The sequence below is a fragment of the Oceanobacter kriegii DSM 6294 genome (assembly GCF_000422845.1).
GTDB lineage: Bacteria > Pseudomonadota > Gammaproteobacteria > Pseudomonadales > Oceanobacteraceae > Oceanobacter > Oceanobacter kriegii.
In genome coordinates this window covers 52,913-66,530 of the sequence record NZ_AUGV01000003.1, presented here as the reverse complement: position 1 = coordinate 66,530, position 13,618 = coordinate 52,913, and the positions used below count along the sequence as shown (strand labels likewise).

Sequence of the window (13,618 nt, the reverse complement as noted above, 5' to 3'; positions counted from 1 at the left end):
CATACGAAAGCAACAGAATTTAAATTGAGGATGAAGTCATGAGCGTAATTGGTCATCTGATCGACGGCGAAATCATCACCGATGGCGGCCGCACCCAGGATGTGTACAACCCGTCCACTGGCGCGGTCAGCAAGCAGGTTGAACTGGCCACCGTGGCCACCGTAGAAGCGGCCATTGCTTCTGCCCAGGCGGCTTTCCCGGAGTGGCGCAACACGCCGCCGATCAAGCGTGCCCGTGTGATGTTCCGCTTCAAGGAACTGCTGGAACAGAACGCCGAAAAGATCTGCGCAATGATCGGTGAAGAGCACGGCAAGATTTCCCACGACGCCATGGGTGAACTGCAACGTGGTATTGAAAACGTCGAATACGCTTGTGGTGTACCAGAGCTGCTGAAAGGCGAATTCAGCCGTAACGCTGGCCCTGGCATCGACAGCTGGAGCGACTTCCAGCCGTTGGGTGTGGTCGCCGGTATTACCCCGTTCAACTTCCCGGCCATGGTGCCAATGTGGATGTTCCCGCTGGCTATTGCTTGCGGCAACACCTTTGTCCTGAAGCCATCCGAGCGTGATCCGTCTTCTACCTTGTACATTGCTCAGCTGCTGCTGGAAGCCGGTTTGCCAAAAGGCGTTCTGAACGTCGTTAACGGCGATAAGGAAGCGGTGGATACCCTGTTGAACGATGAGCGCATCAAAGCCGTCAGCTTCGTGGGTTCCACGCCAATTGCCGAATACATCTACAAAACCGCCAACGCCAACGGCAAGCGTTGTCAGGCGCTGGGCGGTGCCAAAAACCACGCTATCGTGATGCCAGACGCCGACATGGATAACACCGTGAATCAGCTGTTAGGTGCAGCGTTCGGTTCTTCTGGCGAGCGTTGCATGGCGCTGTCTGTGGCCGTTGCTGTAGGTGACGAAGCCGCCGATGCACTGGTGTCCAAGCTGCAAGAAGCCATGAAGGGCCTGAAAGTGGGTGCTTTCTGCGACGCCAGCAACGACTTCGGTCCGGTGATTACCCGTGCCCACGAACAGAAAGTCTCCGGCTACATCAGCAGCGCTGAAAAAGACGGCGCTACCGTGGTGGTCGATGGCCGCAATCCCCAAGTGGAAGGCTACGCGGAAGGCTTCTTTGTTGGTGCGACATTGATCGACCGTGTCACCCCAGACATGGAAAGCTACCAGGCCGAGATCTTTGGCCCAGTGCTGCAAGTTGTACGTGCCAGCAGCATGGACGAAGCCATGAAGCTGATCGACGATCACGAATACGGTAACGGTACCTGTATCTTCACCCGCGACGGTGAAGCGGCCCGTTACTTCAGCGACAACATTCAGGTGGGCATGGTGGGTATTAACGTACCGCTGCCAGTGCCAGTGGCCTATCACTCGTTCGGTGGCTGGAAGCGTTCCCTGTTTGGTGACCTGCATGCCTACGGCCCGGACGGTGTGCGCTTCTACACCAAGCGCAAGACCATTACCCAGCGCTGGCCTTCCAGCGGTGTGCGTGAAGGTGTGAGCTTCTCGTTCCCGTCTTGAGGCGAGTCGCTTTTCCCCTGTTTTAGTCTCTGTGGTGATTGTGCCCTCGGGAAAGTGATTTCCCGGGGGCTTTTTTATATCTGCACGTCAGGCTCTGGTGCTGTCAGCGCCAGCGGTACTGGCGTTTCAGGCTGTTTTAAAAAGGAATCTGCATGTCCGCCATTCACTCTGGCGTCTCTGTGGCGCAACGCATCGAATTATCAGACGAGGTGTGGCTGCCTCTGGAACAACGGCTGAGCCGTCGCAGTGTTCCCGGAGGTGTTCGCCCTGAAGAAGACCGACGCTTTATCACGGCGGTGTTATGGGTGCTGAAGCAACGCTGCCGTTGGCAGGAGCTACCGGCTGAGCTGGGTGGCTGGCGTAACACCCAGCGCCGCTTTGAACGTTGGCGAGACCGTGGGATGTGGGAATGGGTGCTGGAAGCCTTGCTACCGCAGCCGGAGTTCCAGTGGCTGCTGGAGGCCGGTTCTGTGCCGTTGCTGGCCACCGAAGGCAGCCGGGTCGCCTGGTTGTGTGCAGGTGGACAGGGGCTGCCAGACGACGTCCGTTATATGCCGCCCTGGTTAAGAATGGTCTGCCGCTCAGATACGTTGATTATGGCGCTGGCAGCGTCGCAGCGTGCGTGATCGGCCGTTGTTGGGGGGGGGGGGGGGGGGTTTGGGAATGTACTGAAGGAGGGAGTTTTTTCCCGAGAGAGCCAACGCCAGTGTCTGGAATGTGAGGAATAGGGTTTTGTAGGAGGGAATTTATTCCCGAGAGCGTGAGCATGGATGTCACGCTGCTATACCGAGGTAAATAGAAGCAAGAGTAAAAACAAAAAAGGCCCGCCACACCGCCGTGATGGTGTTTTGGGCCGAGGGAGCTGTCCAAGGGGTGACTAATCCCGGACTGGTGAGAACAGCCAGAGCAAACATGTCTGACCAAGGGGTTCCCCGTGGTGCGCGGGGAAGATGAGTACGAAAACAGTCGAGCAGCTCAGATGGCTCGTATCAAATAGCTCGCATCAGATGGAGCGGGTCAGGCCGCCGTCCACACAAATATTCTGGCCGGTGATGTAACCGCCTTCGTCCGACGCCAGATAGCCAATCAGGCCAGCAACTTCGCGCATTTTGCCGTAGCGCTCCATCGGAATACGGTTCAGACGCTCTTCTTTCACCGGCAAGCTGTCGATAAAGCCCGGCAGTATGTTGTTCATGCGAATGTTGGCGGCGGCGTAGCGGTCGGCAAACAGCTTCGAGAAGCTGGCCAGTCCGGCACGCATTACGCTGGAAGTTGGAAACAGCGGGTCAGGTTCAAACACTGCGTAGGTCGAAATATTCAGGAAGGTACCGCCACCTTGCTGCTCCATGATGGGCGTTACCAGACGGGCTACGCGCACCACGTTCAGCAGGTAGTAATCCATTGCCAGCCCCCAATCTTCATCAGCAATCTCCAGCAGGTCGCCTTTGGGACCATGCCCTGAGCTGCTGACCACCACATCAATGCGTCCCCACGCCGACATCACCTTATCCACAAAGGCGCTCAGGTCCTGATTGTCCAGGTTGGAGCCTGTGAAGCCGATGCCATCGTAAGACCGGGCCAGTGCCTCGCCCTTACCGGACGACGACAGAATCGCAATGCGAAAACCGCGCTGGTGCAATTCCTGTGCAGCTGCGGCACCCAGGCCACTGCCACCGGCAACGATCAAGGCCACTTTCTGGGTGTTCGGGTTGGTCATGGTGATCTCCATTCCTGATCCATCGGCAAGGTATTCGCTGCTGTCACCGTTAAGGACTGAAGCCATTGGTTTCAGCAATTGCTATGTTTGCCAGCTTGCAGGAAGGCATAAGGTTAGATAAATATCTATTTAATAACGCTAAGTTGAGCTGGTATTAAACAAATGAAAACCAAGCAGGTGTTGGGTCAGGTCACCGATTTCGATCTCAAACTGATACGGCTGTTCAAGACCGTGTCGGAGTCTGGCGGATTTTCCGCTGCCGAGAGTGTGCTGGGTATCAGTCGCTCGGCCATCAGCATTCACATGAGCGATCTGGAGAAGCGTCTGGGCATGCGTTTGTGCCAGCGCGGCCGCGGTGGTTTTTCGCTTACCGACGAGGGTGCCCAGGTGTTGCAGGCTACCGAAGCGATGCTGATGGCGATTGAGGATTTCCGCAGCGAGGTCAATGAAATCAACAGCGAGCTGCGGGGTGAGCTGAACATTGGCCTTATGAACAGCCTGGTGACCCAGCCACAGATGCGCATTACCAATGCCCTCAAGGCACTCAAGAATCAGGGCCCCGGGGTCAGCATCAACATCAGCATGAGCACCCCCAGCGAGATCGAACGTGGTGTCATTGATGGCCGCCTCCACATCGGTGTGGTGCCCATGAACACTCAGGTTTCCGGGCTTGAGTACGACTTGCTGTACGAAGAAAAATCGAACCTGTACTGCAGTGCGGAGCACCCGTTTTTTGAGCACAGCGATGCCATTGAGCGGGACCAGCTGCATACCGTCGATGCGGTGATTCCCAGCTACCGTATGACCGCAGAGGCCATTGGCTTGCACCAGTTGTTGCGTTGTGGGGCGACGGCTTCCGATCGTGAGGGCTTGGCATTTTTGGTGCTGACAGGCAAGTATCTTGGCTTCCTTCCTGACCATTTTGCGGACAAATGGGTCAATTCAGGCCAGATGAGAAAAATTAATCCCGATGAACTCTTTTTCCACACGCGCTTGGCCACCATCACCCGCAAGGGCCGTCGTCCCAACCTGATTCTGGAAACCTTCCTCGCAGCACTCTAGGCCCAGCGGGCGCTGGCGGGCCATTAACTTTGTACTGAAAGCGTCGAATTTACAGTCGCAAATTGTCAAAAAAACCTCCTGCGGGAGGTTTTTTTGTGCCTGTCGTTTACTGGTCAGCCGGTTTTTTTTGGCGCCTTTGCCCTGTTGACAAGAAAATTTCCTGAGTTTTATTCTGGATACATCGTTGGATACAGCGATACGCAAAACCGGTTGCTGCACATTGCTCAAAACATAAAAACCATCAAGAGAGGTCAGTATGGCTCGGTATAACTTCCTGTCCCGTGGACTTAAAACACTGGTAGCTGGTGCTGCCATCTGCACCAGCTTGCTGTCGGCCACTGCCGCACAGGCTGCAAACTACGACATCTGGAAAGAAGTTCAGGAACGCGGCACCTTGCGTTGCGGCGCGGCGGTTGCGGCCCCGTACGTGATGAAAGACGTGATTTCCGGCGACTACAGCGGTTTCTTCGTGGAACTGTGCAAGGATTTCGGTGAAAAAGTACTCAACGTTGAGGTTGAGTTTGTCGACACCAGCTGGGAAAACCTGGTGGCCGGTATCCAGAGCAAGAAGTGGGATCTCGGCATGGCACTGAACCAGACGCCTAGCCGCGCGCTGGCGGTTGCCTTCTCTACCTCGGCCATGGATTACCAGATTTCATTCGTGACCAACGCCAAGAACCCGAAAGTAAATGGCCTGGGTAACAACCTGGCCGACTACGACCGCAAAGACATCTCGATGGCTGTGATGTCGGGCAGTGCCGCAGAAAAAGCCATTACCAAGGCGATGAAGAACGCCAAGATCATCCGCTTGCCGGGCATGGACGAAATGCGTCTGGCGCTGATGTCCAACCGTGCTGATGTGATGGTGGATGCCAGCGACAGTAACCACCTGTTCGCGCTGTCGAACGAAAAGTGGGCCCGCGAAGTGTTCCCTGAGCCAATGCTGGCGAACCAGGGCGTATCGTTCGGTATGAATCGCGATATCAGCTACCAGGACAAGAGCGTACTGGACATCTACCTGACCGAACTGCGCGACACCGGCGTGGTGCAGCAGCTGATCGACGATGCCTCCCGTGAGGTTTTGGCGAGACAAAAATAAGCAATAACCTTCTTAATCCGGATATCAATATTCTCCAATTGGCCGATATCCGGATTTAATTCAGCAGTACCAATTACCTATTTGATATGCGGATATAGCCCTCTTATTAGCCGCAGCAGGAGTAACGCACATGAATACAGCAGAAGTCGTGGTTAACATGCCACCGGCAAACGCCATGGAAGCTGGTCAATTTATTCAACTGGATAACGTATTCAAGGCCTATAACAACGAACTGGTTGTTATGGATGGAATGAACCTGGATATGCGTGCCGATGATCGTTTGGTGATTATTGGTCCCAGTGGTAGCGGTAAAAGCTCATTGCTGCGTGTATTAATGGGATTGGAAGGTATTCAGGGTGGTGATATCAATTTTCATGGCCAGCCTTATATCAAAAGTGAAAACAACGACAGCAAGGTTGTCAGTGATGAGCTGCACTCCCGCGTTGGCATGGTGTTCCAGCATTACACCCTGTTCCCGCATCTGACGGTGATGGGCAACCTGATCCTGGCGCCAATGAAAGTACACGGCAAGGACAAGCAATCCTGTATTGCAAAAGGCCGCGAGCTACTGGCGCGACTGGGTCTGGAAGACAAGGTGGATTATTACCCGAGCCAGCTGTCTGGCGGTCAGAAGCAGCGGGTAGCCATTGCCCGGGCACTGATGCTGGAGCCCGAGCTGATGTTGTTCGACGAAGTGACTTCCGCCCTCGACCCGGAAATGGTCACCGAGGTGCAGAACGTCATGATGCAGCTGGCCGAGCAGAAAATGGCCATGATCATTGTCACGCACGACATGCATTTTGCTCGCGAAATCGCCACCCGGGTGGTGTTCTGCGCCGGTGGCAAAATCGTCGAGCAAGGCACCCCGGACGAAGTGTTCGGTAACCCCAAAGAAGCCCGTACCCGCGAGTTTCTCGACAAAGTTCTGCACCTGAACTGAGGCCGTGGCGATGGATTACCAATTTGATTTTCACTTTCTCACCGGCAAGGCCGACATGTTGCTGGAGGGCCTTTGGGTCACCCTGCAGCTGACTCTCTATGCCAACGCCATGGGCGTAGTATTGGGGTTTGTGCTGTGTCTGATGGCGATGAGCAAGTTCCGCATGCTGCGCTGGCCATGCCAGCTGTTTATTGAATTTTTCCGCTGTACCCCGGTGTTGCTGCAGATCGTGTGGTTCTTCTACTGCATTCCGATTCTGTTCCAGGTGTACATCGACCCAATCACCATGGGCGTGCTGGCACTGGGCCTGAACCTGACCGCATTCAACGCCGAAGCTTACCGTGCCGGTATTCAGTCGGTGCCGAAGGCACACTTTGATGCCTGTGTGGCGCTGGGGCTGAAGTCCTGGCAGCAGACACTGTACGTGGTGTTGCCGCAGTCGCTGCGCACCGCCATGCCAGTGTTGCTGACCAACGGTATTTCGCTGATGCAGCAGAGCGCACTGGTGGCCATCGTAGCGGTGTCCGACCTGATGTACATGGGCAAAAGCATTGCCGTGGACGCCTACCGTCCGCTGGAAACCTACTCGTTGATCGCGCTGATCTATTTCCTGATGGCGCTGCCGATTTCGCATCTGGTTAATGTATTTGAACGTCGGCAAGACGCCGCCATGCAGCGTTGAGAGAGGATTGAAGATGGAAATCGATTTTTCAATTATCTGGCCTTACATGCCGGTACTGATGCAGGGCCTGTGGGTCACGGTGGCCATTACGCTGGGCTGCGCCATTGCCGGTAGCCTGCTGGGCTTTGTGGTTAGCCTGGGCCGTATGGTGAACAACGTGCTGGTAAGTGGCGCACTGAAACTGTACGTCGAGTTTTTCCGCGGTACGCCGCTGCTGATTCAGCTGTTCTGGATCTTCTTCTGCTTTCCGGTGGTATTGGGTATTTCCATCCCGCCGTACGTGTCGGTGATTATCTCGCTGACCCTGTACATGGGAGCGATCACCAGTGAAACCTTCCGTGGCTCGCTGAAATCGATCGAACAGGAGCAGCACGATGCCTGTACCGCGCTGGGTCTGAAGCACAGCACCAAGGTGATTTATATTATTTTTCCACAGGCTTTGTTGCGTGCTATTCCGCCACTGCTGTCGAATATCGTCAGCCTGTTTAAAGAGTCTGCACTTATTTCATCCGTCGGTATTGCCGATCTGATGTTTATTGGCCAAAACATTTCCAATAGTACGGCGCACCCGGTCGAATTCCTGACCACCGTGGCCATTATCTATTTTGTTGTGGCTTTCCCGCTCACCCGTTTGGTGGGTTATGTCGAATCGCGAATGCTAACGCGTTACGCAATATAAAAACCCGGAGCCTTTAAACCAGCTGATATCTCAAAAGGATATTGGCGGGTTTGCTGCGGCTCCAAACTTTAAATCGGAGTTATAAATATGAAACTGCAAGGTGTACTTCCTGCGCTGGTAACGCCATTCGATGCATCAAATAACATCAATTTTGATGCCATGGCCGATATTATTGAACACCAACTGAAAGCCGGTGTATCCGGTTTTGTGGGCATGGGTACCACAGGCGAAAACTACGCGCTCAGCGACGACGAGCGCTTGCAGGTACTGGGCTTTCTGCGTGAAACCGTAGGCGACCGTGGCACCCTGATTGCCGGTGCCAACGGCGGTTGCACCAGCGAAGTGATCGACCGTATCAAGGCCGTTCGTGACACCGGTTACACCAACATTCTGGTGGCTCCACCGTACTACGCGCTGCCGTCCCAGGAAGAGCTGATCAACCACTACGAGCAAATTCTGGAAGCCGTTCAGGACATCAACGTTGTACTGTACAACTACCCGGTTCGCACCAACGTCGAAGTGGGTTACGACGTACTGGAGACCTTCAAGGATCACGAGCGCGTGATTGGCATCAAGGAAAGCTCCGGCGACCTGCTGCGCGGTATTCGTATTGGTACCGACTACAAGGACAACTACCAGCTGTCCTGTGGTTCTGACGATCAGGCGTTCGACTTCTTTATCTGGGGCGCGACTTCCTGGATCTGTGGCCCGGCCAACTGCTTCCCGGATCAGATCTGTGAGTTCTACCGTCGTTTCACCGCCGGTGACCGCGATGGTGCCCAGGCCATCATGCAGTCGCTGTTCCCGGTGATTGCCCAGATGGAAGAAGGCAAGTTCATCCAGAAAGTGAAGTACGGCTGTGAACTGGCTGGCTTCAACCCGGGTGGCTGCCGCGCGCCACTGCTGCCACTGACCGACGATGAAAAGCGTCGTTTCCGTGCCGCATTTGAAGCCATCAACGGCTAACAAGACCACCGGCCCTGCGGCAAGCAGGGCCGTTTCGCAAGCCTGTTGTGTCAGGAGTAAACACGCATGCAACAGCTCAAACCCAAGCAGCACGCCGTCGTCATTGGCGGTGGCATTGTCGGCGTATGTTGCGCCTTGTATCTGCAACGCGAAGGCCATCAGGTGAGTCTGGTGGACCCGGCAGTGGCTGGCGACAGCACCGCCAAATGGAGCTGTGGCCAGATGGCCATTGGCGAAGTGGTGCCTTTGTCGAAACCCGGCATTCTGAAAAAGATTCCGGGCTGGTTGATGGATCAAAAGGGGCCATTGGCGCTTCGTCCTGGTGCACTGCCGACCTTGCTGCCCTGGTTTGTGCGTTTCCTGCTGAACGCCCGTCACAGCAACATTTTGCAAATTGCCGATGAGCTGAGCGATCTGACCCAACAGGTGTATCAGGACTATCAGGTGTTACTCGACGCCTGTGACGATAAACAATTGCTGATCAACCGCCCGGTACTTGAGGTGTTTGATCATGCCGACGGCATTGAAGAAGAGTCCGAGTGGCTGGCGCTGCGAGAACAGCTGGGATTCAACGCCGAACGCCTGAACGGTGACGACATTGCCGACCTGGAGCCTGCGCTGGCGGGTAAATTCCAGCATGGTTTGCGCTTTGGTGACTGGCGCTTTGTGCGCGACACCGAAGGCTTTATTCAGGCGCTGACGGCGCAGTTTCTGGCCAACGGCGGCCAGCGCATTCAGGTGGCGGCCGATGCCATCACCGAGCAACAGGGGCGTGCTACTGGCGTGCGTCTGAGCGATGGCCAAACCTTGGCGGCCGACCACGTGGTGGTGGCGGCGGGCAATGGTTCGCGCCGGTTCTTCAAGCAATTGGGCGTCAACATCCCGCTGCAAGGCATTGCCGGATATCAGGTGGTATTGCCACAAGCGGGGGTGGAATTCACTCATTCAGTGATTTACGCCGACGGTGGCTTTGTATTTGCACCCATGGATCGCGGTTTGCAAATTGGCGGCACCATTGAGTTTTCCGGTGCCGACGCCGAACCCAACTTCAAGCGCAGCGACATCATTCTGGAAAAAGCGCGCAGGATTCTGCCGCAACTGGATGTCAGCCATAAGGAATACGGCATTGGTATTCGTCCGTTCCTGCCCGACACCAAACCCGTGATTGATGTGTCGCCGCGATTGTCCAACGTCGCCATTTGCTGTGGCCACGGCCAGCTTGGCCTGACGCTGGGCGCAACATCCGGTCGACTGGTTGCCGACCTGCTGCACAAACGAACCCCTGCCCAGTCGGTCGTGCCGTTCCGCGCCAACCGATTCTGAGCCAAGACACGATTTCAGGAGAACCCTATGGATTCCTACAACAAGCTTTACATCAATGGCGACTGGATCACTCCGGCCAAGGGCGGCACTTTCGAGACTATCGACCCGAGTGACGAAAGCGTGATTACCCGCGTTGCTGCGGCCACCGCCGAAGACGTCGATCTGGCAGTCAAATCCGCCCGCAATGCCTTCGACGACGGCAGCTGGTCTGGCCTGAGCGGCAAGGAGCGCGCGGTGTACCTGCGTAAAATCGCCGAGGGTATTCGTGAACGCATTGATCATCTGGCGGCACTGGAAGTAAAAGACAACGGCAAGCCACTGCCAGAAGCCGTGTGGGACATCGAAGATACCGCCGGTACCTTTGATATGTACGCCGACCTCGCCGAAGAGCTGGACGACAACAACAGCACCGCGGTGGCACTGGGCGACGACCGTTTCAGCTGCGAAGTGATCAAGGAGCCGGCGGGCGTCGCCGCGGCCATTATTCCGTGGAATTTCCCGGTACTGATGGCGTCCTGGAAAGTGGCTCCGGCACTTGCAGCAGGTTGCACCATTGTGTTGAAGCCTTCTGAAGTCACGCCACTGACCGCCATGGAACTGGCCGACATCATCGACAAGGCCGGTGTGCCTGCCGGTGTCTTCAATCTGGTCACCGGCATGGGCCCGGACGCCGGTGCGCCACTGAGCGAACACCCGTTAGTCGACAAGATCGCCTTCACCGGCAGTGTGCCAACTGGTAGCCGCATCATGCAGGCCGCAGCCCGCGATCTGAAAAACGTATCGCTGGAGCTGGGTGGCAAGTCGCCGTTCATTATTTTCGACGATGCCAACATCGACGAAGCGGTGGAGTGGATTCTGTTCGGTATCTTCTGGAACAAAGGCGAAGTGTGCTCGGCCACCTCCCGCGTGCTGATTCAGGATGGCATCTACGACCAGCTGATGGCGCGTCTGGAAGAAGAAACCCGCAAGATCACCATTGGCAACGGCATGCAGGATGGCGTGCTGATGGGGCCACTGGTGAATGCCAGCCAGTATGAAAAAGTCACCGCTATGATTGCCCAAGGCGTACAGGAAGGTGCGACGCTGCTGTGCGGTGGCCAGCGCCCGGACGGTTTCGACAAGGGTTACTACCTGCAGCCAACCATTTTTGTGGATGTGCCAGACGACAGCACCGTATGGACTGAAGAAATCTTTGGCCCGGTGGTGTGCATTCGCAAGTTCAGCGACGAAGCCGAAGCGGTGCAGCTGTCGAACGACAGCCGTTTTGGTCTGGCCGGAGCAGTGATGTCGAAGGACATCGACCGTTGCAACCGCGTAGCGCGCAAGCTGCGGGCGGGCATTATCTGGATCAACTGCTCGCAGCCGACCTTCAGCGAAGCTCCTTGGGGTGGTTACAAGCACAGTGGCATCGGCCGCGAGCTGGGTGTCTGGGGCTTGAACAACTACCTCGAAACCAAGCAAATCACCGCCTTCAACAGCGATGAGCCGTGGGGCTGGTACATCAAGTAAGCGGTTGGCCTCTTAACGGAGGTCGTCAAGGACGCGGGGCAGTGCTGTTCCGCGAATGACACAGAAGCCCGTCCGGCTGTGGTCTTGTTAAAGGGAAAACTCCCTCGATACAGACCTCAACGGGCGGGTTTTGTGGCTCTATATAACAAGCGTAAGAATAAAAGAGTCCATTGATATGTTGTGGAACAAAACCCTGCAATTGGCAGAAGTGCACTGCGAAGGCGAAATCGGTAAGGTCATCACCTCCGGGGTGCTGAACATTCCCGGCGCTACCATGCTCGACAAGATGAACTACATCAACGAGGTCGACGACAGCCTGCGTCGCTGGGTGATGATGGAGCCGCGAGGGTGCCTGCAACAGTCGGTTAACCTGCTGTTGCCGCCGTGCAACCCTCAAGCGGATGCCGGCTTCATTGTGTTGCAGGCCGACAAGGCCCACGCCATGTCGGGCAGCAACTGCATTTGTGTGACCACCGCCTTGCTGGAGCTTGGCATTCTGCCCATGCAGGAGCCATTTACCCGCGTCACGCTGGACACTCCAGCCGGCCTGATCACTGCGGTGGCGGAATGCCGCAATGGCCGCTGCGAACGGGTCACACTGGATAACGTCGCTAGTTTTGTTCACGCCCTCGATGTCGAGGTTCAGACTCCTGAGTTCGGAGCTATCAAGGCTGATATCGCCTTTGGCGGTGTGTTCTACGGGCTGGTGGATGTTGAGCAGGTGGGGCTGGATATCGCCCCGGAATGCGCCCGGGATCTGGCCGAAACCGGGGTGCAGTTGCGCAAACTGATGAACGAGCAGTTTCAGGTGCAACACCCGGAAATCGCCGACCTCAACGGCATTGCCTACGTGATGTTCCGCAACCGTCTTGATGGCGGTGTCTGGCAAACCTGCACCACCTTGCCACCGGGTCGGGTCGACCGTTCACCTTGCGGTACTGGCAGCTCGGCCAATTTGGCCTGTCAGCATGCCCGCGGCACGGTGCAAGTGGGCGACCGCCTGACCTCGCGCTCGACCATTAACGGTGAGTTCCAGATCGAATTGATTGGCGAAGCACTGGTGGCGGGTAAGCCTGCGGTCTTGCCTCGCATCAGCGGCCGCGCCTGGTTGTACGGTATCCAGCAACTGGGCATCGACCCCAGCGACCCGATGATCGACGGTTTTATGCTGAGCGACACTTGGGGCAAGGGCTGAGAGCCGCAGCCAGGGGGTATCCGGAGCTGAGAGACTCCGGATACACAAATCCAATATTGGCAGTCGTTTTGCGTGTAAAGTGGAGTCCATTACCTGGTTCGAACCATTCAAACAGCCACTGGAATAGGCACGAGGGCAAAGCAGCCCCGCCTGAGTCCAGCCGATATCGAAGAAGAACACATAATATGCCAGCAACCAGCACCAAATCCGGCCGCCAACACAGTGGCCAGTTTATTTATGAGGAATTGCGCCAGCAGATTCTGACACTCAAGCTCAAACCCGGCGAACCTCTCGATGAAGTATCGCTGGCCAATCAGTTCGGCTTGTCCCGTTCGCCGGTTCGTAACGCTCTGGCACGACTGGTCAGCGAAGGCCTGGTGACGATTCTGCCGAACCGCACCACGCTGGTGACGCCGTTCGAAATTGCCGAGTTTCCCAACTACGTGGCGGCACTGGACCTGGTTCAGCGAGCGGTCAGTCGGCTGGCGGCGATGAACCGCACCGACGAGGAAATGCAGCAGATTCGTGAGATCGACGATGCTTATCTGGACTCCATCACCAAGGCGGATTTCCAGCGCATGACCGAGTTGAACAAAGAGTTGCACATGGCCATCGCCCGAGCCGGGCATAATCCGTACTTCACCAGCTACTACGAACGCTTGTTGGGAGAAGGCCAGCGGTTGCTGCACCTGCACTACGACCACGTAGTGCACTCGGCAGGCAACCATCGACTGGGCCGTGATCACGACGAGCTGGTGAACGCGATTGATCGCCGGGATGCCGATGCCGCAGACCGTGCTGCACACGAACATACCATGCTGTTCCAGACCCGCTTTCTGGACTACATGCAACTGAACCTGACCAAAGGCATGGAGCTGGGCTAACGCCGCACTCCCCTTGGGATTCCGGGAGGCTTT

At 56.2% G+C, this 13,618-nt stretch carries 13 protein-coding genes; 12 read left to right on the top strand and 1 reads right to left on the bottom strand.

The window, feature by feature from the left end; genetic code table 11:
* Positions 1 to 38 precede the first annotated feature (38 nt).
* Complete coding sequence (locus tag G516_RS0100300) at positions 39 to 1,529, top strand: CoA-acylating methylmalonate-semialdehyde dehydrogenase (RefSeq protein WP_028291954.1); 1,491 nt, start codon at positions 39 to 41, stop codon at positions 1,527 to 1,529.
* Positions 1,530 to 1,681: 152 nt separating this feature from the next.
* Complete coding sequence (locus tag G516_RS0100295; RefSeq protein ID WP_036533696.1) at positions 1,682 to 2,155, top strand: transposase; 474 nt, start codon at positions 1,682 to 1,684, stop codon at positions 2,153 to 2,155.
* Between the two features lie 377 nt (positions 2,156 to 2,532).
* On the opposite strand, the gene G516_RS0100290 is transcribed toward G516_RS0100295, so the two are convergent.
* Positions 2,533 to 3,312, bottom strand: coding sequence for an SDR family oxidoreductase (locus G516_RS0100290; protein ID WP_245582575.1), 780 nt, complete (start codon positions 3,310 to 3,312; stop codon positions 2,533 to 2,535).
* Positions 3,313 to 3,408: 96 nt separating this feature from the next.
* Between G516_RS0100290 and G516_RS0100285 the strand changes: the two genes are divergently transcribed.
* From G516_RS0100285 to G516_RS0100240, 10 genes are all read left to right on the top strand, one after another.
* Complete coding sequence (locus G516_RS0100285) at positions 3,409 to 4,308, top strand: LysR family transcriptional regulator (RefSeq protein ID WP_028291951.1); 900 nt, start codon at positions 3,409 to 3,411, stop codon at positions 4,306 to 4,308.
* 256 nt (positions 4,309 to 4,564) lie between these two features.
* A complete protein-coding gene (locus G516_RS0100280) occupies positions 4,565 to 5,407 on the top strand; it encodes a transporter substrate-binding domain-containing protein (RefSeq protein ID WP_028291950.1) in 843 nt (280 codons plus the stop codon).
* A gap of 130 nt (positions 5,408 to 5,537) precedes the next feature.
* A complete protein-coding gene (locus tag G516_RS0100275) occupies positions 5,538 to 6,347 on the top strand; it encodes an amino acid ABC transporter ATP-binding protein (RefSeq protein WP_084644765.1) in 810 nt (269 codons plus the stop codon).
* Between the two features lie 10 nt (positions 6,348 to 6,357).
* On the top strand, positions 6,358 to 7,029 hold the full coding sequence (locus G516_RS0100270; protein ID WP_028291948.1) for an amino acid ABC transporter permease: 672 nt from the start codon (positions 6,358 to 6,360) through the stop codon (positions 7,027 to 7,029).
* 13 nt (positions 7,030 to 7,042) lie between these two features.
* On the top strand, positions 7,043 to 7,708 hold the full coding sequence (locus tag G516_RS0100265) for an amino acid ABC transporter permease (RefSeq protein WP_028291947.1): 666 nt from the start codon (positions 7,043 to 7,045) through the stop codon (positions 7,706 to 7,708).
* Positions 7,709 to 7,795: 87 nt separating this feature from the next.
* Complete coding sequence (locus G516_RS0100260; protein ID WP_028291946.1) at positions 7,796 to 8,674, top strand: dihydrodipicolinate synthase family protein; 879 nt, start codon at positions 7,796 to 7,798, stop codon at positions 8,672 to 8,674.
* Between the two features lie 66 nt (positions 8,675 to 8,740).
* Complete coding sequence (locus tag G516_RS0100255; protein WP_028291945.1) at positions 8,741 to 9,997, top strand: NAD(P)/FAD-dependent oxidoreductase; 1,257 nt, start codon at positions 8,741 to 8,743, stop codon at positions 9,995 to 9,997.
* Between the two features lie 27 nt (positions 9,998 to 10,024).
* The gene (locus tag G516_RS0100250) at positions 10,025 to 11,506 is read left to right on the top strand and encodes an aldehyde dehydrogenase family protein (protein WP_028291944.1); all 1,482 of its coding nucleotides are present in this window, start codon (positions 10,025 to 10,027) and stop codon (positions 11,504 to 11,506) included.
* A 175-nt stretch (positions 11,507 to 11,681) separates the two neighbouring features.
* The gene (locus tag G516_RS0100245; RefSeq protein WP_028291943.1) at positions 11,682 to 12,701 is read left to right on the top strand and encodes a proline racemase family protein; all 1,020 of its coding nucleotides are present in this window, start codon (positions 11,682 to 11,684) and stop codon (positions 12,699 to 12,701) included.
* A gap of 185 nt (positions 12,702 to 12,886) precedes the next feature.
* A complete protein-coding gene (locus G516_RS0100240; RefSeq protein WP_028291942.1) occupies positions 12,887 to 13,585 on the top strand; it encodes a GntR family transcriptional regulator in 699 nt (232 codons plus the stop codon).
* The last annotated feature ends 33 nt before the right edge of the window (positions 13,586 to 13,618 follow it).